The following is a 22398-nucleotide window of genomic DNA, read 5'->3' as shown; positions in this document are numbered from 1 at the left end:
GGCCTCAGCGCCTGAGCCCGGCCGCCACCAGCTCCTCGACGCTCGCCAGCTTGACCGCGGGACGTCCGTCGGCCCGGCCGCGCTCCTGCTCGGCGGCCAGGATGCGGGCGAGCTCCTTGGCGCCGAGCACGTCCGGCCGGGCGCGCTTCGCCGCTCGCACGAAGGAGCGCGGCGAGCCCGCGGACTTCGGCAACCGGCCGGCGAAGGCATCGTCCAGCAGCGTGCGGACGGTCTCGGCGGCATCCAGCCGGTTGTCGCCGATGCCGCCGGACGAGCCGCGCTTGAACCAGCCCACGGCGTAGGTGCCGGGCGAGCCGGAGATCCGGCCGGCCTCGTGCGGCGCGGTGCCGTTCGCGGCGTCGAACGGAAGCCCGGGAACCGCCCGCCCGCCGTAGCCGATGGCGCTGACGACCGGTGCTCCGAGCACCTCGGTGCCGTCGACGAGGCAGACGCCGCGCGCCGTGTCGTCGCCCAGGACGCCGGCCACGCTGCTGGCGAAGCGCAGCACGATCCGCCGTCCCGGCTCGGGCGCCGAAGCCGTGTCGACCGACGTGCGCCGCAGTCCGCGGAGCAGCGCCGCAGAGCTGCCGTCAGGTGCGTTGTCGATGGCCTCGCTGGTCCGCGGATCGGCGTCGTCGACCACCAGCTCCACCCCCGGCATCCGGCGCAGCGCCAGCAGCTCGGGTGCGGAGTAGGCGGCGTGCTCCGGGCCGCGGCGGCCGAGCAGGACGACCTCGCGCACCGGCGAGCTGCGCAGCGCCGCCAGCGCGTGGTCGGCGATGTCGGTGCGCGCCAGGTCCTCGGGATCGCTGCTCAGGATGCGGGCGATGTCCAGCGCCACGTTCCCGGTGCCGACCACCACCGCCCGCTCGCTCGCCAGCTCGACGTCGCCGGCGGGCACGTCGGGGTGGGCGTTGTACCAGCCGACGAACTCCGGTCCGGAGTGCACGCCGGGCAGGTCCTCGCCGGGCACCTCGAGCCGCCGGCCGGTGGCGGCGCCGACGGCGTAGATCACCGCGTCGAAGTTCCGGGTCAGCTCCTCCACCGGCACGTCGGTGCCGACGTCCACGCCGAGCACCAACCGCACCCGCGGATGGTCGTACAGCCGGCCGAGCGCGGACCCGATGCGCTTGGTGCTCGGGTGGTCGGGGGCGACGCCGTAGCGCACGAGCCCGCCGGCCACCGGCAGCCGGTCGATCAGGGTGACCGTCGACCGGGTGTGCAGCAGCAGGAGCTCGGCCGCATAGAGACCGGCCGGGCCGGTGCCCACCACGGCGACGTCGAGCCCCGCGAAGTCACTGGGCAGGATCCAGTCGTAGCGAGCGGCGTTCCAGTCGTGGAAGAGCGGACCGGCCGCCACGGCCTCCCGCTCCGAGCGGGCGTAGTAGCCGGTGGCGAGGTCGGCGTACACCTGCTCGGTCTCGCTGAGCACGTCTGCCGGGACGATCGCGTCCACCGGGCAGGCGTCGGCGCAGGCGCCGCAGTCGATGCAGACCTCGGGGTCGATGTAGAGCATCGGCTCGACGTCGTAGGCCCGCGTGCCCGGCAGCGGCGAGATGCAGTTGACCGGGCAGACGGAGACGCAGCTGGCGTCCTTGCAGCAGTTCTGCGTGATGACGTAGGTCATCGGGCCGACCCCCTGCCCGGCCGGCCCCGATCCGCCGCGCTCACAGCAGGTTGGCCCGCTTGTAGATGAGGACGGCGGGCGGCGTGAGCAGCCCCGCGGTGTGCAGGAACTCCATGAGCCCGCGGCAGCTGGAGCGGATCAGCGACTTGTGGTGCTCGTTGCCGGCGGCCTCCCGCTTGGCCCGCTCGACGTCCAGGCCGGCGACCTCGTAGACCTTGTCGTTGACCATGCTGGTGAGGATGAAGTAGGCGTTCGCGGCGACGATCAGCGCGGTGGCGTGCCGGCGCAGCGTGCTCGTCCCGGCCATCCGCTCGATCACCTCGTCGCGGGCGAACTTCATGTGCCGCGACTCCTCCACCACGTGGATGTTGTTGATCGTGCGGATGAACGGCGCGACGCGCTCGTCCCGCATCCAGTCGCGCTGCATCACGTCGAGGACCTCCTCCGCGACCAGGATCGCGGCGTAGGAGGCCTCCCCCGACATGAACGTCTTGCACAGCCGGCCGAGCTCCAGGACCAGGCGGGAGGGCAGGTAGTTGGGGGCGTTCAGCTTCGCCACGCCCCGCGCGAACATGATCGAGTGCCGGCACTCGTCGGCGATCTCGGTGAGGGCCCACTGGAACTCCGCCGAGGTGCGGTCCCTGGTGTACATGTCCCGCAGCATCAGCTGCTGCAGGATCATCTCGAACCAGATGCCGGTGGACGCCACCGAGGCGCACTCCTGGCGGGTCAGCTCGGCGCGCTGGGCCTCCGACATCTCCTCCCAGTACGCCGTGCCGTACAGCGTCGACCACTCCGGGCTGGCGCCGTGGTCGGCCGGGTCGAGCGGGGTCTCCCAGTCGACCTCGGAGATCGGGTCGTAGGAGAGCTGCTCGCTGGAGGCGAGGAGCCGCTCGGCGATCGAGCCCTCGCGTCGCGTCGTGGTCGGGTCGTCGATGGCGGTCATCCGGGGTCCCCCTACTCGGTGTCCGACGGCGGCGACACGGCCGGAGCCGAACAGTGTGTGTGACGGCAGGTCATACCTACCCAACCACACAACCGTGACACGCGTCGATGTCACATAGCTCAGGAACCGATGAGCCGAGCCGTCGTCAGAGAGCGCGGCCGCAGGTCGGCCACGCGCCGCGCCCCTGCACCGCCAGCACCTTCTCCGCGATCGCGATCTGCTGCTCCTTCGTGGCCAGATCGGCACGGGGTGCGTAGGCGCCGCCGCCGAAGGAGGTCCACGTGGTGGGGCTGAACTGGAGCCCGCCGTAGTAGCCGTTGCCCGTGTTGATGCTCCAGTTGCCGCCGGACTCGCACAGCGCCACCGCGTCCCAGTCGCGGCCGGCGACAGGAGCCGGGACCGGAGCGGGCGCCGGAGCCGGCACGGGAGCAGGCACCGGGGTGGTGCCGCGCGGTGCCGTCGGGACGGCGGGCGGCACGGCGACGGCCGGTGGGGCGGGAACCGGCGGTGCGGCCGCGCGCTGCGCCTGGAGCGCGACGAGGGCCGTCCGCGCCTGCTCCAGCTGCGCCTGCATCGCGCCCTGCTGCGCGCGCAACGTGGTCAGCTGCTCCGCGGCGCGCGTGCGCACCGCGTCCGCCGACGCCAGCGCCGCCTGAGCGGCCTGCCGGGACCGGTCGGCCTCGGCGACGGCTGACTGCACGACGTTCTCCGTCTCGGCCGCCCGATCCCGGGCCTCCGAGGCGACGGCGAGCACGTCGCTCCGGCCGGCGCCGACCAGATCGAGCAGCGCGGCCCGCTCCACCGCCTGCGCGGGGCTGCCGGAGGTGATCAGGCTGGTGAGGACCGGCGACGTCGTGCCCGACATGTAGCTGATCCGCGCGAAGGCGACGACGTCGTCCCGGGCGGAGGACAGCTCGATCCGGGCCCGCTGCGCCGCCTCGCCTGCCGCCCGCGCGGCGGCGTCGGCCTCCGCGTAGGCCTGCTGCTGGGCCTCGAACTCGGCCCGGGCGCGAGCGGTCTCCCCGCTCGCCCTCTCGGCCGCGGTCTGCGCGGCGCCGAGCTGCCCCAGCAGCTGCTGCACCTGCGCAGCGCCCGTCCGGGCCGCCTGCTCCGCGGCGGTGACCTGCGGATCCGCCGGCGCGGCCGAGGCCGCTCCCGGAACGAGGACCAGACCGAGAGCAGCGGCGACGAGGACGCCGCCGCACCGGCCGCCCCCTCGACTGCGCGCTACCGGAAGCGGACCGAGGAGAAACCGCACGCATGCACCCTTCGTCGTCGGGGGCGGGTATCGGATCGATGCCGCCGCGCCGTCCCGGTCAGGGTGCCCAGGACCGGGACGGCCGACACCGCCGACACGCATGTCCCCGGACCGCGTGCTCCCGGATCGTTACCGCCGCATCGGAGACCGGGTGGTGCACCCCGGACCGTGACAGCATCCCCACCGAGCTGCGGTGTCCGCCGCTTCCCCCTCCGGCCTGCGAGGCGACATGGACTTCACCCTTCCCGACACCGCCCTCGCTGTCCGCGACGGCGTCCGCAGCGTCGCGGCGAAGTACGACCACGCGTACTGGTCGCGCTGCGAGGAGGAGCACCGCTTCCCCACCGAGGCCTGGCACGACCTGGCCGACGGCGGCTGGATCGGGCTGTCGGTGCCGGAGGAGTACGGCGGCGGCGGACAGGGCCTGCTGGAGCTCGCGGTCGCCTGCGAGACGCTGGCCGCATCCGGCGGCACCGCCGGGACGTTCCTCTACATCCTCACGCCCGGGTTCGGCGCGATGACGCTGGCGCGGCACGGCACTCCTGAGCAGAAGGCGGCGATCCTGCCCGGCGTCGCCGACGGCAGCGTGCAGTTCGCCCTCGGGCTCACCGAGCCCGACGCCGGGAGCAACGCCCTGGCGATCAGCACCTCCGCCCGCCGCGACGGCGACGACTTCCTGATCGACGGCCAGAAGGTGTGGATCTCCGGTCTGGAGAACGCCGACTGGATGATCGCGGTGACCCGCACGATTCCCGCGGCCGAGGCGAAGCCCCGCACCGCTGGGTTCACCCTCTTCCTGATCGACGTCAAGGAGGCCGTGGCGAAGGGCCAGCTGTCGTACACGCCGATCCCGAAGATGGGCGGCAACGTCGTCACCAGCAGCCAGGTGTTCTTCGACGACCTGCGGGTGCCGGCCGACCGGGTGCTGGGCGCCGTCGACCAGGGCTTCCCGGTGCTGTGGGACGTGCTCAACCCCGAGCGGATCCTGGCCGCGGCCGGCGGGGTCGGCGGCGCGGAGGCCGCGCTGGACCTGGCCTGCGACTACGCGCGCGAGCGCATCGTGTTCGGTCGACCGATCGGCGCCAACCAGGCCGTCCAGTTCCCGCTGGCGCAGATCAAGGCGAAGACCGAGCTCGCCCGGCTGATGACCTACAAGGCCGCCTGGCTGTTCGACCAGGGACTGCCCTGCGGCAACGAGACCAACATCGCCAAGCTCACCGGGGCGCAGGTCGCCTGGGAGGCGGCGAACCAGGCGTTCCAGACCTACGGCGGCATGGCCTACTCCAAGGAGCACCCCGTCGAGCGGCTGTTCCGCGACGCCCGGATCGGCAAGAACATCCCGGTGGCCGAGGAGCTGATCCTCGCCCACCTGGGCACCCAGGTGCTGGGGCTCCCCCGCAGCTACTGAGCCGAGCGGTCCCGCCGCAGCCACCCGCCGCCGAACAGCGCCCAGAGGACGAGGAGCGGCTGGAAGAACAGCCGGACCAGGCGCTTGGTGTCGGTGTCCAGCCCGAAGGCGGAGGTGCCCTCGAGGTACTGCGCGACGTTGCCCGGGAAGATGACGACGAAGAACGCCGCCAGCAGCCCGCCCACCAGCCGCTTCTTCTGCGGCAGCACCACGAAGGCCGCGCCCAGCGCGATCTCCGCGACGCCCGAGCCCAGCACGGTGAGGTCCTCGTCCAGCGGGAACCAGCTGGGCACCTGCGCCTGGAACTCCGAGCGCTGGACGGTCAGGTGCAGCACCCCGGCGCCCACCATGGTCGCGCCCAGCACGAGGCGGGCGGCGGTGCGGACGGCGGCAGGCATGCGCGAACCGTAGCCGGGCAGGTCAGCCCCGCCGCGCCCGCGCCGCCGCAGCCAGCTCGTCGAGCATCGCCTCGGTGGTGGGGAGGTCGACGCAGGCATCGGTGACGCTCCGGCCGTACTCCAGCGAGCCGGGGTCGCCCTGGTCGAGGTCCTGCCGGCCCGCGACGAGGTTGCTCTCCACCATGACGCCACGAATGGCGCTCTGCCCACCGGCGATCTGCTCGGCGAGGTCGCGCACGACCTCGATCTGGCGCAGGTGGTTCTTCTGGCTGTTGCCGTGCGAGGCGTCGACGACGACGACCTGCGGCAGCCCCCGCTCGGCCAGCCGCTCCCGCAGGTCCGCGATGTGCGCCGCGGAGTAGTTGGGGCCGTCCTTGGCGCCGCGCAGGATCACGTGGCCGGTGTCGTTCCCCGTCGTCGACAGCTGGGCGGAGATGCCGTGCGCGTCCACGCCCAGGAACTCGTGCGGCGAACGCGCCGTCACCACGGCCTGGATCGCGGAGTCCACGCTGCCCTCCGGCGAGTTCTTGAACCCGACCACCGAGGAGAAGCCCGACACCCGCTCGCGCGCGGTCTGGTCGGTGACGTTGCGGGCGCCGACGCCGTTGTAGGTGATCAGCCCGTCGACGTACTGCGGGGTGAGGGCGTTCAGCGGCTCGGCCGCGACCGGGACGCCGAGGTCGGTGATCGCGCGCATGAGCATCCGGGTGGCGACCAGCCCGACGCTGATCCGGCTGGACCCGTCGAGGAACGGGTCGTAGGCGAAGCCCTTCCAGTCGACCTCGGTCCGCGGCTTCTCGGTGTAGGTGCGCATCAGGATCTCGAGGTCCGCGCCGTGCCGCTCCCGCATGCGGGCGATGAAGCCGGCGTACTCCAGCGCCGCCTCCGGATCGTGGATGGAGCACGGGCCGGCGATGACGGCGAGCCGACCGTCGGCGCCGGTCACGATGTCGGTGACGACTCGCCGGGCCGTCCGCGTCGTCGCCACCGAGGCCTCCGACAGCGGGACGACGGCGGCCACGGACGCCGGGGTGACGACGACGCTCATCCCGGTGATCCGGGCGTCCACCAGGCCGTCGAGGTCGGGAGCGTCGCCCGGTGCGACGCCGACCGCGCGCTGGACGTCGGGCAGCAGGCCGGCCAGGGCGGCGTCGATCTGCCCGTTCACCCGGGTCTGCATCTCGAGCAGCAGCTCGGCCACCCGCGTCGCCGCGTCCAGGATCCGCACGGTGTCCTCCTCCGTCGTCACCGGCCCGGTACAGCTCCGGGACCGGTGTCGGGGAACAGCGAAGCAGACGCCGTTCCCGCGCGGGAGGCCGCCCGCAGCGCAGGGCGGCTGGCCCTGCCTAGGCTCGGGCGGTCACCTCTCTCCCGGATGGAGCCCCATGCCCGTCGTCTCCCGCCTGTCGACGACCCTCGTCAAAGGCACCGCCCTGCACTCGCCGTCGACCGTCGAGCTGACCTCTCACGGCGTCGAGGACAACCGGCGGTTCCACCTGGTCGACGGCCGTGGCCGGCTGTTCAACGGCAAGCACCACGGGCCGCTGGTCCGGATCACCGCCGACCTCGACGGTTCGGAACTCACGCTGCGCATCCCCGGCCGGGATCCGGTGCGGGCGAGCACGACCGAGCTCGGGGAGCCGGTGGTCACGAACTTCTACGGGCGCGACGTCCCCGGCCACCTGCTGGCCGTTCCGTTCGCCGACGCCCTCACCGAGTTCGTCGGCGAGCCGGTGCGCCTCGTCGCGACCGACGTGCCCGGCGCGGGGGTCGACGTCCACCCCGTGACGCTGGTGTCCGCAGCCACCATCGAGCACCTGCGCAGCGTCACCCCGGACGGCGAGCGGCTGGACCACCGGCGCTTCCGGATGCTGGTCGAGCTGGACGGCACCGGCGTGCACGAGGAGGACGGCTGGATCGGCCGGCGGGTGCGGCTCGGCGGCGCGACGGTGCGGGTGGTCGGGCCGGTCCCCCGCTGCGTCGTCACCAACGAGAACCCCGACAGCGGGGAGGTGGACTTCCGCACGCTGAAGTCCATCGTCCGCTACCGCGGTGAGCTGGCGACGAGGCTGGAGACCCCGGTCGAGCACCTGCCGGACAACGGCGCGGTCATCTTCGGCATGTACGCCACGGTCGAGGAGCCGGGGCGGATCGGCCTCGGGGACCCCGTCGAGCTGCTCGACGAGGTCCCCGCAGGCGTCAGCGGGTAGCCGCTCCCGCCGGCGACAGCGCGTCGGTGAGCAGCGCGACCAGCGCCTCGAGCTGCACGTCCGTGGAGGACTGCACCTCCTCGTCGGAGCCGTCCAGCGCGCGGGCGGCGAGCCCCGCCTTGCTGTCGATCAGCTCGGCGATCCGGGAGTCGAGGGTCTGCGCGGCGATGATCCGCCAGGCCGTGACCGGCTCGGTCTGCCCGATGCGGTGGCTCCGGTCGATCGCCTGGGTCTGCTCGGCGTCGGTCCAGGAGAGCTCGGCCAGCACGATGTTGGAGGCGACCTGCAGGTTGAGGCCGACGCCCGCCGCGGTGAGCGAGCAGACGGCGACCGCCACCTCGGGGTCCTTCACGAACGCGTCGATGTGCTTCTGGCGGGCCGACGGCGTCTGGTCCCCGCGGATCGAGGAGTACCGGATGCCGAGCTTGTCGAGGGTCTCCTCGGCGGTGTCCATGACGTCGATGTGCTTGGCGAAGAAGACGACCTTCCCGGCGCTGCGGGCCAGCTGCGCGGCGTAGTCCGCGGCCAGCCCGGCCTTCGCCTGGCCGATGCGCCGCATCATGCTGAAGACGTTCTCGCCGGTGGCCTTGGTGGTCGTGTCCTTGAGCTCCCAGCCGGCCACCTTGCGCACGAGGTCGTGGTCGATCTCCTCCACGACGGTCGCCGACTCGCGCGCCGCGAGGGCGCTCTCGTACCGCTTGACCAGCCTCGCTGCGAGCTCGCGCTCGGCCGCCCGGATGGAGCGGCCGGCCTTGTCGTCCAGCTCGACGGGCAGGTCGGCGATCCGGCGGGCGGGGATGTCGGCGGCGACGTCGACCTTGCGGCGGCGGACGATGCCCAGGTCGATCACGCACGTGCGGGCCGCCGGGTAGAAGCCCGGATCGGCCGGCGTGAGTCCGACGTCCTCGAGGGCCTCCATCAGCTCGCCGAGCGGCTTCTCGTCGTCGATCCAGCCGAGGAACTGCCAGATGGCGCGGAAGTCCTCGATGTCGTTGATCAGCGGGGTGCCGGTGAGGGCCATGAGCAGCGGCCGCGGCACGCGGGAGCGGATCCGCTCGGAGAGCTCCAGCACGTGCTGCGAGCGCTGCGAGGTCTTGTTCTTGATGAAGTGCGCCTCGTCGACGACCATCCCGCGGAAGCCGAAGTCGCCGATCCAGCCCACGTGCCGGTCCAGCACCTCGTAGTTGACGACGACGATGTCGGCGAACGCGTCGATCGTCTCGCCGTTGCCCTGGATCACGGTCGCCGGGCGGTGCGGCGTCCAGCGGGCGGCCTCGCGGGCCCAGTTGGTCTTGACGACGTTCGGCACGACCACCAGCAGCGGAAAGGCCTGGGCCGCCTCGGCCGCGAGCAGCGACTGGGCGGTCTTGCCGAGGCCCGGCTCGTCGGCGAGCAGGAAGGTCCGGTGCCCCTGCGCGGCGGCGGCGACGACCTGTCCCTGGTGCGGCATGAGCTCGGAGCCCGACGGGGTGAACTGGGAGCTGGGGAACGGCAGCGCCATGCAGGCCGGGGCGCCGCCGCCGGCGCGCTCGAAGGAGTTGAGCAGCGGGGTGAGCAGCTCCCAGTTCAGCAGCCGGCGCGGTCGCGCCACCGTCGGGCGGGCGGCGGAAAAGTCAGGTGCCAGGAAAGGGTTGGCCAGCTGCCGGGAGATGACCGACTGCGGCACGACCTTGCGCTCGGGGGCCGCCGTCACGGCCTCGGTCTGCACCGGGGGCGGCGGCTCCTCCTCGGCGGTCTCGATGCCGGCGGCGGCGAGCATCTCGCGCTTGAGCGCCTTGGCGGCGTCGGAGGCGACGGCCTCGTCGGCGAGCAGGGCCAGGAGCCCGGCCTCGCGCACGGCGGTGGTCGCCAGGATCGTGGCGATCCCGTCCAGCCGCTTGAGCTGCTCGCCCCGGCGGGTGTCACCGATCGTGGAGTCGGTCTGCACGCGGGCCCGCTCCTCGCGCAGCACGAGTGCGATGGCCTGGAACTCCGCGCGCACCGTCGGGGTCACCCGACCGCGCTTGACCGCGTTCTCGACCTCGCGCACGGCGCGGGCGAGCACCGCGATGACGTCGCCGCCCTCGCGGACGCGCCGCTGACGCTGGTTCCGCGGGGCGTTGCGCCGCGCACCCGTCGACCGACGAGCTGGTCCTGCCACGTACCCCTCCTCCGAACGCCCGGCACGGGTGTCACGAGTCGCCGCCGCGAAGGTCGTGCAGCCTGCGGCCGACGGCCGCGGGCGGAGCCCTCCGTGGCTGCGGCGCCGCCCGGCCCACGGATCCGTGGGAGATCGACGCCTCCGGGCGGACGGTTCCGACGTGGGCGGACAGCCACCGGGATTCCCGGGGCACCCACGCGGGAGAAGAAGTCCCCGCCGGACGAACGGCCCGTGCCTGGGCCGATGCCGGACCAACAGTAGCGCGTACCTGTCCACATGGCCGAGGGATCACCCCGCTCCCTACGCTCACGGGATGTTCCTGCTCTTCGGCTTCGGCACCAAGCAGCGAGACCTCGGGCCTGGGGAGTCCCGGACCTGCCCGAACTGCGGCAACACCTCGCGATGGGCCCGGGTCAGGCAGTACAAGCAGTTCTCGGTGTTCTTCGTGCCGCTCGCCCGCTGGAGCCGCCGGCAGCTCGAGGTCTGCGGCATCTGCGGTACCGCGATCGAGGTCTGACCCGCCTGCCCGGTCGCCCGGCTCATCGCCCCGCCGTGCCCGTGAGCCCGCTCCGCCGCTGGTCCGCACTCGCAGTCCTCGCGCTGCCGGTGCTGCTGATCAGCGTCGATATGACCGTCCTCGGCTTCGCCGTGCCGGCGCTCTCGGCCGATCTCGGCCCGACGTCGACCGAGCTGCTGTGGATCGTCGACATCTACTCGTTCCTGCTGGCCGGGCTGCTGGTGCTGATGGGCAACCTGGGCGACCGCATCGGCCGGCGCCGGCTGCTGATCGCCGGCGCGATCGCCTTCGGCCTCGCCTCGGCTCTCGCCGCGTTCGCGACCAGCCCGGAGATGCTCATCGCCGCCCGGGCACTGCTCGGCCTCGGCGGGGCCACCTTGATGCCCTCGACCCTCGCCCTGCTGCGCTCGGTGTTCCCCGACGACCGCGAACGCCGGCTGGCCATCGCGATCTGGGCGGCCGCCTTCTCCGGCGGCGCGGCCGTGGGACCGATCATCGGCGGGGTCCTGCTCGAGCGCTTCTGGTGGGGCTCGGTGTTCCTGGTGAACGCCCCGGTCATGGTGCTGCTCGTCATCGGGGCGCTCGTCCTGCTGCCCGAGTCGCGGAACCCGCTGCCCGGCCCCTTCGGCGTGCCGTCCGGCCTGCTCTCGATCGCCGGCGTCCTGCCGGTCGTGTACGCCCTCAAGACCGTCGCGAAGGACGGGCCGAGCGCGACCGCGGCGCTGGCCTGGCGATGGGGATCGCGCTGCTGTGGACCTTCGTGCGCCGGCGGCGCCCCCTCACCGAGCCACTGCTGACCCTGCAGCTGTTCCGCAACCGCGTCTTCACCGTCGCGGTCAGCACCAACCTGCTGACCGTCTTCGCGCTGCTGGGCGTGATGTTCTACCTGCCGCAGTACCTGATCCTCGTGCTCGGCACGAGCCCACTGGTCGCCGGCCTCTGGATGCTGCCCCTCGCCGGCGCCACGGTCATCGGAACGCTGGCGGCGCCCTCGCTGGCCCGGGTGCTGCACCTGCGCTGGATCATCGGCGGCGGGATGACCCTGGCCGCCGCGGGCCTCGCCGTCGCCACGATGCTCGGGATCGACGGCGACCGGGCCGTGCTCATCACGGCCGGCCTGTTGATCGGCGCTGGCGTCGGTGCGGCCGAGGCGCTGACCAACGACGCCATCCTCACGGCTGCACACCCGGGACGACGGGCTCTTCCGCCGGTGCGCGGAAGACGCCGCGCAGGCCCTTGCCGCGCGCCTCGTCCCGTCCGGCGGCTAGATCCGGCGGGTCACGCCGCACCACGAATCGTCTGTCACCTCGTCCTTCGCATCGGTCGCGAGAGGCGCACGGGCAACATGTGACGAAGGGGAACGGTCCGTCTCGTTCCTCTCGGACTCGCACGCAGCGCACTCCACTGCTTACTGTCTGTACCAGCGAGGGCGCAGTTCGTAGCCGGCAGACAGCGGTTGGAGCGCCCCCCACCGCCACCGAGAGGAACTGACATGACGCTCCCCCAGCGCACCGCCACCCCCACCCTCCCCCGCCAGGTCGCCTACGGCCAGCGCCCGGCCCCGCGTCCGGGCATGCCCGCCGGCTACCCGATGGCCCGCCAGATGCCGGCCGGTGCCCGCCCCCAGCCCGGCATGGCGCCCATGGCCCAGCGCCCCATGCCCCAGCACGCCATGCCCCAGCACGCCATGCCCCAGCACCAGATGGCCGAGCGGCCCGCCCCGCGCGCGGTCAGCTTCCTGACCGTGGCCGAGGTCGCGGCGATCATGCGGGTCTCGAAGATGACCGTGTACCGCCTGGTCCACGGTGGCGAGATGGCCGCCGTCCGCGTCGGCCGCTCCTTCCGCGTGCCGGAGACCGCCGTCCGCGAGTACCTCTCCGAGGCGCGCACCGACGTCGCCTGATCGTCCGGCGACCGGCCGCACCCTCGGTGCGGCGCGTCGGCGCACTAGCCCGGGTGGCCGGACGTGACCTACGCCGGGCCCCCGCTCGGGCCTGCGGCCAGCGGGCGCGAGGCGCCGGCCGTAGCCGACTCCTCCTTGGGCCGGTGGATCTGGGAGTAGACCTGCGCCCGCAGCTCGGCGAAGCGCGGTGAGGACCGGGTGGTGAGCTGGTCCCGCGCGTCGGGCAGGTCGATCGCGAGGTCCTGGCGGACGACGGTCGGCGAGCTGGACAGGATCAGCACCCGCTGGCCGAGGTAGACGGCCTCGTCGATGTCGTGGGTGACGAAGAGCGTCGTCACCCGGAACTTGTGCCAGAGGTCGCGGATCAGGTCCTCGAGGTCCGCGCGGGTCTGGGCGTCGACCGCCGCGAACGGCTCGTCCATGAGCAGGACCTGCGGCTCGTAGGCGACGGCGCGGGCGATCGCCACCCGCTGCTGCATCCCGCCGGAGAGCTGCCAGGGGTAGGCGGTGTGCGCCTCCGCCAGCCCGACCGCGGCCAGCGAGTCGTCGATGAGCTGACGACGCCGGTCGGCGGGCAGCTTCTTCTGCTTGAGCGGCAGCTCGACGTTCTCCCGCACGGTCATCCAGGGGAAGAGGCTGCGCCCGTACTCCTGGAAGACGACGGCCATCCCCGGCGGCGGACCGTCGACCTTCTTCCCCTCGATGAGCACCTCGCCCTCGGTCGGCGAGAGCAGCCCCGACATGATCTTGAGCAGCGTCGTCTTGCCCGAGCCCGAGGGTCCGACGATGCACACCAGCTCGCCCTGGTCGACCGAGAAGGTCAGGTCGCGCACGGCCTCGACCGTGCGCCCCTTCCCCTCGTACACCTTCTTGATGCCGCGGACGTCGAGCATGAGGAGCCTTCCGGAGGACGACGGAGGTCAGGACGAGCGCTGCGCGCGGCGCAGGCCGTGGTACCAGGCGAGCTGGCGGTTCTCGACGACCCGGAACAGCAGCGCCAGCAGGAAACCCAGCAGGCCGAGCATGAGCACGCCCGCCCACGTCTCGGCGATGGCGAAGCTGCGCTGGGCCTGCACGACGGCGAAGCCGAGGCCGTTCTCCGCGGCGAACAGCTCGCTGATGACCATGAGGATGATCGCCACGGACAGCCCCTGGCGGAGGCCGGCGAAGATCTGCGGGCTGGCCGAGGGCAGCACCAGCCGCCGCAGCCGCGCGGCCCCGGTGATCCCGTAGGTCCGCGCGGTGTCGCTGAGCACGCTGTCGACGGCGCGGACGCCCTCGACGGTGTTGAGCAGGATCGGCCACATGCAGCCGAAGGCGATGACGATGATCTTCATCCCGTCACCGATGCCGAAGATCAGCATGAAGATCGGCACCAGCACCGGCGGCGGGATCGCCCGGAAGAACTCCAGCACCGGCTCGAGGAGGCCGCGCACCGTGCGGGACGTGCCGATCAGCACTCCGAGCGCGACCGAGCCGACCGCGGCCACCAGGTAACCGGCGGTCAGCCGCAGGAGACTGGGGAGGACGTCGGCCGCCAGGCGCGGCCCGAACCACTCCTCGACCAGGCTGTCGAGGATTCTCGACAGCGGCGGGAAGAAGAAGTCGGTGCTGCCGGCGCTGGCGAACCACCAGGCCGCGAAGAGCACGATCGGCAGGCCGAGGGTCATGCCCACCCGGCGCAGGACGTCGGTCATACCGGGATGTCCCCTCGCTGCGAGGCGTGCCAGGACAGCGCCCGCCGCTCCACGGCGCGGAACCCGACGTTGACCAGCACACCGAGGATCCCGGTCACCACCACGATCGCGTAGGTGGCGGCGATGGCGCCGCTGCTCTGCGCGGTGGCCAGCAACGTGCCCAGACCGGGGTTGCCGATGACCAGCTCCGAGGTCACGGCCAGGATCAGCGCGACCGCGGCGGCCAGCCGCAGCCCCGTCATCACGTAGGGCAGTGCGGTCGGCCAGGTCAGGTACCGCACCCGCGCCCAGCGCCCCAACCCGTAGGCGCGGGCGGTGTCGTGAGCCACCGGGTCGACGTCCTGCACGCCGTAGAGCACCTGGATCAGCACCTGCCAGAACGATGCGTAGACGACAAGCAGCAGCTTGCTCTCGATGTCGGTGCCGAAGAGCAGGACGGCGATGGGGATCAGCGCCACCGAGGGGATCGGGCGGAGGAACTCGATCGTGGAGGCGGTCAGCTCCAGGGTGAGGCGGGAGCTGCCGATGAGGATGCCCAGCACGACGCCGGCCACCGCCGCGATCGCCAGCCCGAGCGCCCAGCCCTGCAGCGTGTCCCCCACCGCCTGCCAGAACTCGGCCCGGCCCACCTGGTCCAGGAGGGCCGAGCCGATCTCCGACGACGGCGGGAAGTAGCGCCGGGGCAGCACCCCGATCCGCGGCAGGATCTCGATCAGGAGCACCAGACCGACCAGCCCGAGAAGGCCGAGCACCGACTGCGGGATCCGGCGCCCGCCGGACCTCGCCGACGGAGCGGGTCCGTCCGGCGCAGCGCCTGCGTCCACGGTTCCGCCGGGGCCGCCGGGGATCCGGTCCAGCGCGCTCGTGGAGCGTGCCGGCTTCCCCTCCATGGTGACTCCCCTGCTCATGACGGAACGGATGCGGATGTCGGCGCTGCGCCGGGGCCTGACCGGGAGGTCACTCCTCCGGCAGCAGCCCGTCGACGTCGGCGTCCTCGTCGAGCAGGCCGCGCTCCTTCATCAGCTCGCCGATCTCCTCGATCTGCTCGCGACGGAGGTCGGTGCCGAACTCCTCGAGCTTCACGTTGGCGATCGCCTGCTCCGGGATCTGCGGAAGGACCGTCTTGATCTGGGCCTTGACCGCGTCGGGGTTGGCGTCGGCGAACTCGAGGGTCTCCTCCAGCGCGGCCGTCATGTCCTCGACGAGCTCGGGGTCGGACTCCATCAGCTGGGCGGAGGTGAAGAACAGCTGCGTCGGGTGGCCCTGGACCGAGTCCTTGCTCGAGTAGCTGACCACCGTGTTGCCGGCGGCCTGCAGGCCGCCCAGGAAGGGCTCGGGCACCCAGACCGCGTCGACGTTGCCCTGCCCGAGTGCCGCGGGCATGTCCGGGAACGGCAGCTCGACGAACTGGACCGCCTCCGGGTCGCCGCCGTCCTTCTCGATCGCGGCGCGGATGGTGAGGTCGCCCATGCCGTTGAGGGTGTTGATCGCGACCCGCTTGCCGGCGAGGTCGGCGGCCGACTCGATGCCGGAGCCGGCCTTGGCGACGACGCCGTTGATGTCGGTGTCGCCCTCGGACAGCGCCGAGGTCCAGTGCGAGATGACGCGGACGTCCAGGCCCTCCTCGCGGGCCTGGAGCAGCGAGACCGGGTTGCTCGTGGCGAAGTCGATCTGACCGGCCATGACGGCCGGGAGCAGCGCTGCGCCACCCTGGCCCGTCTCGACCGTGATCTCGATGTTGCGGTCGGCGAAGAAGCCTTCCTCGATGCCGGCGTAGAGGGCCGCGGTGGGCAGGATCGGGAGCGCGCCGACCGTCACCTCGCGGACGCCGCCGTCACCGGAGCCACCGGTGGAGCCGCCCTCGTCGTCGCCTCCCCCGCAGGCTGCGAGGGCCAGCATCGAGACGGCGAGGACCGGGACCAGTCTGCGCACCATGGAGGGCTCCGTTCGGTGGATCGGACGAGGGGCACGGCGCACGCCGCGAGGAATCCTGATCGTCAGGATTCCTGACGATTGTGGTGACGCGCACCACAGGCTGTCAAGACCCTGGTCGCATGTCGCCGGAGGCGGTTCAGCCCAGGCCGAGAACGCCGATCGCGTTGCCCCTGAGGATGCCCGGGAGGACCTCGTCGGAGAGGCCGAGACCGCTGAAGTCCTCGATCCAGCGCTCCGGCGAGATCAGCGGGTAGTCGCTGCCGAAGAGCACCTTCCGGCGCAGCATCCCGCCGGCGGCCCTGACCAGCTCCGGCGGGAAGTACTTCGGCGACCAGCCGGACAGATCGATGAAGACGTTGGCCTTGTGCGTCGCCATCGAGATCGCCTCGGCCTGCCACGGCACCGACGGGTGCGCCAGGATCACCGTGAGGCCCGGGAAGTCCGCGGCGACGTCGTCGATCAGCAGCGGGTTCGAGTACTTGAGCTTGATCCCCCGACCGCCCGGCAACCCGGCGCCGATGCCGTTCTGGCCGGTGTGGAACAGCGCCGGGACGCCGAGCTCCTCCAGCGCCGCCCACAGCGGGCGGAACGTCTCGTCGTCGGGCGAGAAGGCCTGCAGGCTGGGGTGGAACTTGAACCCGCGGACGCCGAACTCCCGCACCAGCCGCTGGGCCTGCTCGACCGCGGCGGCGCCCCGGTGGGGGTCGACGGAGCCGAACGGGATGAGCACGTCCGCGTGCTCGGCGGCCTCGGCGGCGATGTCCTCGCTGGACAGCGCCGGATGCCCGGTCGCGGTGGCGGCGTCGACGGTGAAGACCACCGCCGCCATCCCGGCCGCCCGGTACCGCTCCGCGAGGTCGCCGACCGTCGGCGTCCGGTTGTCCGAGGACCGGAAGTAGGCCGCCGAGGCGTCCATCAGCTCGGAGTCGAGGGACAGGCAGCCGGAGTGGTCCTTCTCCACGTGCACGTGCATGTCGATGGCGCGCACCGCGGCGGTGTCGATGCGGGGGACGTAGCGGGTCATGACTCGGACTCCTGCCGGGGAAGGGAACCGTGCAACTCGCGGACGCGTGCCTTGACCAACTTGCCCGAGGCGTTGTGCGGCAACTGGTCGGTCACGACGACGCTGCGCGGGTGCTTGTAGCGGGCCAGCCGACCGTCCAGGTGGGCCAGCAGCTCGTCGGCGCTCAAGGAGTGCCCGGGGCGGATCACGACCACCGCGCGGCCGACCTCGCCCCACTTCTCGTCGGGGACGCCGATGACGGCGCACTCCGCGACGGCCGGGTGCGTGTAGATCGCCGCCTCGACCTCGACCGGGTAGACGTTCTCCCCGCCGGAGATGTACATGTCCTTGAGCCGGCCGACGATCGAGAGGTAGCCCTCGTCGTCGGCGACGGCGAGGTCGCCCGTGCGCAGCCATCCGCCGTCGAGGATCGCCTCCTCGGTCGCCTGCGGGTTGCGCCAGTAGCCCGAGGTGACGTTGGGCCCCTGCACCAGCACCTCCCCCGGCTCGCCGGGTCGCGCCGGATCCAGCGCCGGCGTCACCACGCGCACGTCGCTGAAGAAGCACGAGGTACCGGCCGAGCCGAGCTTCCGCAGCCCGTCCTCCGCCCGGAGCATCGTGGCGCCGGGCGAGGACTCGGTCAGGCCGTACCCCTGGATGATCATCAGCCCGCGGTCGACCCAGGTGCGGAGCAGGCTCTCCGGCAGCGGCGCGCCGCCGCTCAGCGCGCTGCGCAGCGAGGTCAGGTCCGCGGTCGCCCACCGCGGGCTCTGGGAGAGCGCCAGGTACATCGAGGTGACGCCGAAGAGCAGGGTCACCCGGTGCTCCTCGACCAGGTCCAGCGCCCGGTCGGGGTCGAAGCGCGACTCGATCAGCGCGGTGCCGCCCTTGAGCAGGGTCGGGAACAGCACCTGGTTCAGCGCCGCGGTGTGGAACAGCGGCGCCGTCACCAGGGCGATCTCGTCGTTGCGGAGGTCCACGTCGACCAGCAGGTTCACGACGTTCCAGACGATGTTGCCGTGGCTGAGCTGCACGCCCTTCGGCCGGCCGCTGGTGCCCGAGGTGTACTGGATCATGAAGAGCTCGTCGTGACCGATCGGCTCGTCCAGCGGGGTCGCGTCGCCGGCCAGCACGCCGTCCAGGCCACGCCCGGCGTCGGAGGTGATCGGCAGCTCCGCCAGCCCCAGCTCGCGCACGTCCGGCGCCCCGACGACGTCGTCGAAGCCGGTGTCCCACACCAGCAGCGCCGGTTCGCTGTCGCCGAGGATCCAGGCCGTCTCCGCCGGTGCCAGGCGGGTGTTCAGCGGCAGGAAGACCGCGCCGAGCTTCGCCGTGGCGAACATGGTGACGACGAGCTCGACGGAGTTCAGCCCGAGGAACGCCACCCGGTCCCCCCGCCCGATCCCGCGCTCGCGCAGCGCGTGCGCGAAGCGGGTCGCCCGCTCGTCCAGCTGGGCGTAGGTGGTGTCGACGCCGTCCTGCACGTAGGCGGCCTTGTGCGGGGTCATCCGCGCACGCCGGGCCGGCCACGAGCCCAGTCCCTGGTCCTGCATGCCGTCTCCTCCGGATCCGCGGTCAGTCGAGCCCGAGGGCTGCCTTGAGCGCCGCGAGCTCGCGCAGCGCCCGGTCCCGGCGGGCCATGACGTCAGCCTCCGAGCGCCCCTCGAACTCGGCGCGGACGCCCTCGACGAGGGTCTCCGCCAGCTCGGGGGTCAGCTCCGGGGAACCCAGGTCCCGCCACCACTCGACCATCGGGGGGCCGAGGTGCTCGAGCACGTGGGCCATGCCGCCCGGCCCGCCGGAGAGGTGCTGGGTGGCGAACGGGCCGAGCAGCGCCCAGCGCAGCCCCGGGCCGTTGGAGATGGCGACGTCGATGTCCTCGACGGAGACGACCCCCTGCTCCACCAGGTAGTAGGCCTCGCGCCACAGCGCCGCCTGCAGCCGGTTGACGACGTGCCCGGGCAGTTCGCGGCGCAGGTGGATCGGCCGCTTGCCCCAGTGCGCCATCGTCGTGACGGTCGCCTGCACCGCGTCGTCGGAGGTCAGTTCCCCGCCCACGACCTCGACCAGCGGAACCAGGTGCGGCGGATTGAACGGGTGCGCGACGAGGACCCGCTCGGGATGCCGCGCGCACGCGCTCTGGAAGGAGCTCGGGAGCAGCCCGGACGAGCTGCTCGCCAGGACGACGTCCGGGCGGGCCGCGGCGTCCAGCGCGGCGAAGATCGACTGCTTGACGTCGAGCCGCTCGGGCCCGCCCTCCAGCACGAGGTCCGCCTGCGCGGCCGCCTCCGCGAGGTCGCCGGTGAAGGTCAGCAGCGACTGGTCGACCGCCTGGTCCATCTCGGTCAGCCGCGCCGCGACGGTGCTCCGGAGCGCCTCCTCCGCACCCGGTGCGGGGTCGGTGGCAACGACCCGCAGGCCGCGGCCCAGTGCGAGCGCCGTCCAGCTGGCGCCGATGGAACCGGCTCCCACGACGCCGACGGTGCGGACGTCCTCGCCGGCGATCACCGCTGCGCTCCGCGGGCACGGCCGAGCTCGACCAGGGCATCCAGCGACGTCGGGACGGCGAGCGCGTCGCGGCTGGCGACGGTCTCCAGCGGCGCGCCCTGCAGGATCCGCTTGGCCGGGAGCTCGAGCTTCTTGCCGGTCAGGTTCCGCGGGATCACGGGCAGCTCCACCACGTCGTCGGGGATGTGCCGGGGCGAGAGCGCGGTCCGCAGCGCGGTCGCGATCGCCCGCCGCAGATCGTCGTCCAGCTCGGTGCCGGGGTCGAGGGAGATGAGGAGGATGAGTTCCCCGTTGCCGCCCTCGGGGTCCTCGAGGTGGACGACGAGGCTGTCGGCCACCCCGTCCAGCTCCTCGACGACCCGGTAGAACTCAGCGGTCCCGAGCCGCACGCCGCCACGGTTGAGCGTGGCGTCGGACCGGCCGGTCACGTGGCAGCTGCCGTTCTCGGCGAACACGATCCAGTCGCCGTGCCGCCAGACGCCCGGATAGCGGTCGAAGTAGGTGCCGCGCATGCGGCTGCCGTCGGGGTCGCCCCAGAAGCCGACCGGCATCGAGGGCATCGGTGAGGTGATGACCAGCTCGCCGAGCTCCCCCACGACCTCGTTGCCGGACTCGTCGAAGGCGTGCGCGTCGACCGCGAGGCACCGGCCGGAGATCTCGCCCGCCCACACCGGGAGCAGCGGGTTGTTCTGGACGATGCCGGAGCAGATGTCCGTGCCGCCGCTGCCGACGTTGAGCTGCACGCCGGGGCCGAGCTGCTCGGCGATCCAGGCGTACCCCTCCGGCGGCAGCGGCGCGCCGGCCGAGCCGACGACGCGGACGGCGAGGTCGTGGTCGCGGCGCAGGTCGACGCCGGCCTTGCGGCAGGCCATGACGAAGCCGGGGCTGGCGCCCATGATCGTCGCGCGCGTCTCCGCCGCCAGCCGCCACTGCCAGGCGAGGTCGGGATGCATCGGGTTGCCGTCGATCATCACGATCGAGGAGCCGACCAGCAGCGAGCTGACCAGGGCGTTCCACATCATCCAGGCGGTCGTGGAGAACCAGAGCATCCGGTCGGCGGGGCCCATGTCCCAGGACAGCGCATGGTTCTTGAGGTGCTCGAGCAGGATGCCGCCGTGCCCGTGCACGATCGCCTTGGGCTGGCCGGTGGTGCCGGAGGAGAAGAGCACGAACAGCGGGGAATCGAACGCCACCTGCTCGAAGACGAGACCGTCGGCGTCGGCTGCCGCCAGCAGGTCCGGCCACGCCAGCGCGTCGTCGACGACCCAGGAGCCGTACCGGATGTCGACGACGTGCCGGACCGACGGGAGGCCGGCGCGGATCTCGGCCACCTGTGGGGCCCGGTCGACGTCCTTGTCGCCGTAGCGGTAGCCGCCGGCGACCAGCAGCACTCCCGGCTCGAGCTGGGCGAATCGATCGACGACGCTGCGCGCGCCGAACTCGGTCGCGCAGCTCGCCCAGACCGCGCCGAGGCTCGCGGTGGCGAGGAAGGCGACCAGCGCCTCCGGGGTGTTCGGGAGGTACCCCACGACCCGGTCGCCGCGGGAGACGCCGAGGTCGAGCAGCACGTTCCGGGCGCGGGCCACCTGCTCCCGCAGGTCCCCGAAGGTCAGGTCGACGTCGGGGCGGGTCTGGGACCGGCCGAGCACCGCGAGCCGGTCGGCGTCGTCCACCCCGCCCAGCGCGTGCTCCGCGTAGTTGAGCCGCGCGCCGGGGAACCAGCGCGCGCCCGGCATCACCCGCTGCTCGAGCACCGCGGTGTGCGGCGCGGAGCTCCGGACGCCGAAGAACTCCCAGATGGCGGACCAGAAGCCTTCGAGATCGGTGACCGACCAGCGCCACAGCTCGTCGTGCGTGGTCAGGTGCAGGTCGCGGTGCTCTCCCAGCCAGCTGAGGAAGGCGCCGACCCGGCTGGTCTCCAGCACGTCGGCCGGCGGCTCCCAGACGACGTCGCCGTGGCGGACGCCGGCCGTCACCGGTTGACCTTGGGAGCCCGGCCGTCGAGGAAGTCGCGCATCCTGCCCTTGGCGTCGTCGGTGCCCTGGGCGATGGCGGCCATCAGCGACTCCATGAGGAAGCCGTCGCGCGGGTTCGCCTCGGCGATCCGCGGCAGCGCCTGCAGCACGGCGAAGGTGGTCTGCGGCGCGACGGCGGCGACCTTGCCGGCCAGTTCGAGGGCGGTCTCCAGCCCTGCGCCCTCGGGCACGACGTACTGCGACAGCCCCACCGCCGCGCCCTCCTCGGCGCCGTAGCGCCTTCCGGTCAGCATCATGTCGGTCATCCGCGAGACGCCGATCAGCCGCGGCACGCGCACCGAGGCGCCGCCGCCGACGAAGATCCCCCGCTGACCCTCCGGCAGGGCGTAGAACGTCGATGTCTCGGCGACCCGGATGTGCGCGGCGCTGGCGAGCTCCAGCCCGCCGCCGACCACGGCGCCCTTGAGGACGGCGATCACGGGGACCCTGCCACTCTCGATGCCGTCGAAGACCCGGTGCCACATCTGCGAGTGGGCCACGCCGGAGAGGGTGTCGCGCTCGGTCATCTCGCCGAGGTCGAGGCCCGCGCAGAAGTGGTCGCCGTCGGCGTCGATCACGACCGCCCGGACGGCCGGGTCGAGGGTCCGGAAGAACTGCTCGATGCCCAGGACGGTGGTGTCGTTGAGCGCGTTCCGCTTCGCAGCTCTGGCCAGGGTCAGGACGGCGACCGGTCCCGTCGTCCGGACCCGCAGCGTGTCGGGGAGCCCCCCGTTGATGCCTGCTCCATCGACCACGACGCGACTCCTCGACACCCGCTGCACCATCAGGAATCCTGATGGTCACACGTTCGGGTGCCCGGCGCAAGGATGCCC

Annotated in this window: 21 protein-coding genes; 6 read left to right on the top strand and 15 right to left on the bottom strand. The window is 72.6% G+C overall.

The genetic code is table 11. From position 1 onward, the window contains the following. Positions 1 to 4: 4 nt before the first annotated feature. The 3 genes from LBW97_RS09130 to LBW97_RS20400 all read right to left on the bottom strand — a co-directional run bounded on the left by LBW97_RS09130 (position 5) and on the right by LBW97_RS20400 (position 3831). Complete coding sequence (locus LBW97_RS09130; RefSeq protein WP_224499106.1) at positions 5 to 1627, bottom strand: FAD-dependent oxidoreductase; 1623 nt, start codon at positions 1625 to 1627, stop codon at positions 5 to 7. Positions 1628 to 1667: 40 nt separating this feature from the next. Continuing rightward, entirely contained in the window at positions 1668 to 2573 is a 906-nt protein-coding gene (locus LBW97_RS09125) for a diiron oxygenase (protein WP_224499105.1), read from the bottom strand. A gap of 145 nt (positions 2574 to 2718) precedes the next feature. After that, positions 2719 to 3831 (bottom strand): transglycosylase family protein, encoded by a 1113-nt coding sequence (locus tag LBW97_RS20400; protein WP_308010447.1) that lies wholly within the window; start codon positions 3829 to 3831, stop codon positions 2719 to 2721. Between the two features lie 193 nt (positions 3832 to 4024). Between LBW97_RS20400 and LBW97_RS09115 the strand changes: the two genes are divergently transcribed. Next, a complete protein-coding gene (locus LBW97_RS09115) occupies positions 4025 to 5239 on the top strand; it encodes an acyl-CoA dehydrogenase family protein (protein ID WP_224499104.1) in 1215 nt (404 codons plus the stop codon). On the opposite strand, the gene LBW97_RS09110 is transcribed toward LBW97_RS09115, so the two are convergent. Further along, positions 5233 to 5637, bottom strand: coding sequence for a hypothetical protein (locus LBW97_RS09110; RefSeq protein ID WP_224499103.1), 405 nt, complete (start codon positions 5635 to 5637; stop codon positions 5233 to 5235). The genes LBW97_RS09115 and LBW97_RS09110 overlap by 7 nt on opposite strands. 22 nt (positions 5638 to 5659) lie before the next feature. Beyond that, positions 5660 to 6886 carry a 3-deoxy-7-phosphoheptulonate synthase gene (locus LBW97_RS09105; protein ID WP_224499102.1) on the bottom strand — a complete coding sequence of 409 codons (1227 nt, stop codon included), beginning with the start codon at positions 6884 to 6886 and terminating at the stop codon, positions 5660 to 5662. Positions 6887 to 7022: 136 nt separating this feature from the next. Between LBW97_RS09105 and LBW97_RS09100 the strand changes: the two genes are divergently transcribed. Then, positions 7023 to 7847, top strand: a complete 825-nt coding sequence (locus LBW97_RS09100; RefSeq protein ID WP_224499101.1) for an MOSC domain-containing protein — start codon at positions 7023 to 7025, stop codon at positions 7845 to 7847. On the opposite strand, the gene LBW97_RS09095 is transcribed toward LBW97_RS09100, so the two are convergent. Beyond that, on the bottom strand, positions 7837 to 9987 hold the full coding sequence (locus tag LBW97_RS09095) for a DEAD/DEAH box helicase (RefSeq protein WP_224499100.1): 2151 nt from the start codon (positions 9985 to 9987) through the stop codon (positions 7837 to 7839). The genes LBW97_RS09100 and LBW97_RS09095 overlap by 11 nt on opposite strands. 313 nt (positions 9988 to 10300) lie before the next feature. On the opposite strand from LBW97_RS09095, the gene LBW97_RS09090 reads away from it, so the two are divergent. From LBW97_RS09090 to LBW97_RS20230, 4 genes are all read left to right on the top strand, one after another. Further along, complete coding sequence (locus LBW97_RS09090) at positions 10301 to 10504, top strand: zinc-ribbon domain-containing protein (RefSeq protein WP_224499099.1); 204 nt, start codon at positions 10301 to 10303, stop codon at positions 10502 to 10504. Between the two features lie 35 nt (positions 10505 to 10539). Further along, positions 10540 to 11301 (top strand): MFS transporter, encoded by a 762-nt coding sequence (locus LBW97_RS19960; protein ID WP_308010446.1) that lies wholly within the window; start codon positions 10540 to 10542, stop codon positions 11299 to 11301. Continuing rightward, positions 11238 to 11855, top strand: a complete 618-nt coding sequence (locus LBW97_RS19955; RefSeq protein ID WP_255600740.1) for an MFS transporter — start codon at positions 11238 to 11240, stop codon at positions 11853 to 11855. Before LBW97_RS19960 ends, LBW97_RS19955 begins: the two co-directional genes overlap by 64 nt. 351 nt (positions 11856 to 12206) lie before the next feature. Then, positions 12207 to 12407 (top strand): helix-turn-helix domain-containing protein, encoded by a 201-nt coding sequence (locus LBW97_RS20230; RefSeq protein ID WP_304505430.1) that lies wholly within the window; start codon positions 12207 to 12209, stop codon positions 12405 to 12407. A gap of 68 nt (positions 12408 to 12475) precedes the next feature. On the opposite strand, the gene LBW97_RS09075 is transcribed toward LBW97_RS20230, so the two are convergent. The 9 genes from LBW97_RS09075 to LBW97_RS09035 form a co-directional block, all read right to left on the bottom strand. Further along, positions 12476 to 13300: an ABC transporter ATP-binding protein gene (locus LBW97_RS09075; RefSeq protein WP_224499097.1), complete on the bottom strand. Its 825-nt coding sequence runs from the start codon at positions 13298 to 13300 to the stop codon at positions 12476 to 12478. Between the two features lie 27 nt (positions 13301 to 13327). Continuing rightward, the gene (locus tag LBW97_RS09070) at positions 13328 to 14104 is read right to left on the bottom strand and encodes an ABC transporter permease (RefSeq protein ID WP_224499096.1); all 777 of its coding nucleotides are present in this window, start codon (positions 14102 to 14104) and stop codon (positions 13328 to 13330) included. Continuing rightward, positions 14101 to 15012, bottom strand: a complete 912-nt coding sequence (locus LBW97_RS09065) for an ABC transporter permease (RefSeq protein ID WP_224499095.1) — start codon at positions 15010 to 15012, stop codon at positions 14101 to 14103. Before LBW97_RS09065 ends, LBW97_RS09070 begins: the two co-directional genes overlap by 4 nt. A gap of 49 nt (positions 15013 to 15061) precedes the next feature. After that, positions 15062 to 16039 carry an ABC transporter substrate-binding protein gene (locus LBW97_RS09060; protein ID WP_224499094.1) on the bottom strand — a complete coding sequence of 326 codons (978 nt, stop codon included), beginning with the start codon at positions 16037 to 16039 and terminating at the stop codon, positions 15062 to 15064. Positions 16040 to 16175: 136 nt separating this feature from the next. Further along, positions 16176 to 17063, bottom strand: coding sequence for an amidohydrolase family protein (locus LBW97_RS09055; RefSeq protein WP_224499093.1), 888 nt, complete (start codon positions 17061 to 17063; stop codon positions 16176 to 16178). After that, a complete protein-coding gene (locus tag LBW97_RS09050) occupies positions 17060 to 18595 on the bottom strand; it encodes a long-chain fatty acid--CoA ligase (RefSeq protein WP_224499092.1) in 1536 nt (511 codons plus the stop codon). Before LBW97_RS09050 ends, LBW97_RS09055 begins: the two co-directional genes overlap by 4 nt. Before the next feature lie 22 nt (positions 18596 to 18617). Then, on the bottom strand, positions 18618 to 19550 hold the full coding sequence (locus LBW97_RS20395; protein WP_224499091.1) for a 3-hydroxyacyl-CoA dehydrogenase NAD-binding domain-containing protein: 933 nt from the start codon (positions 19548 to 19550) through the stop codon (positions 18618 to 18620). Beyond that, positions 19547 to 21526 carry an acetoacetate--CoA ligase gene (locus tag LBW97_RS09040; RefSeq protein WP_224499090.1) on the bottom strand — a complete coding sequence of 660 codons (1980 nt, stop codon included), beginning with the start codon at positions 21524 to 21526 and terminating at the stop codon, positions 19547 to 19549. Before LBW97_RS09040 ends, LBW97_RS20395 begins: the two co-directional genes overlap by 4 nt. After that, positions 21523 to 22320 carry a crotonase/enoyl-CoA hydratase family protein gene (locus LBW97_RS09035; RefSeq protein WP_224499089.1) on the bottom strand — a complete coding sequence of 266 codons (798 nt, stop codon included), beginning with the start codon at positions 22318 to 22320 and terminating at the stop codon, positions 21523 to 21525. The genes LBW97_RS09040 and LBW97_RS09035 overlap by 4 nt, the downstream gene beginning before the upstream one ends. Positions 22321 to 22398 lie beyond the last annotated feature (78 nt).

The sequence above is a fragment of the Blastococcus sp. LR1 genome, assembly GCF_020166105.1.
Taxonomy (GTDB): Bacteria; Actinomycetota; Actinomycetes; order Mycobacteriales; family Geodermatophilaceae; genus Blastococcus.
Note: the sequence above shows the minus strand (reverse complement) of the source record. Positions and strands in the feature narration are given on the sequence as shown.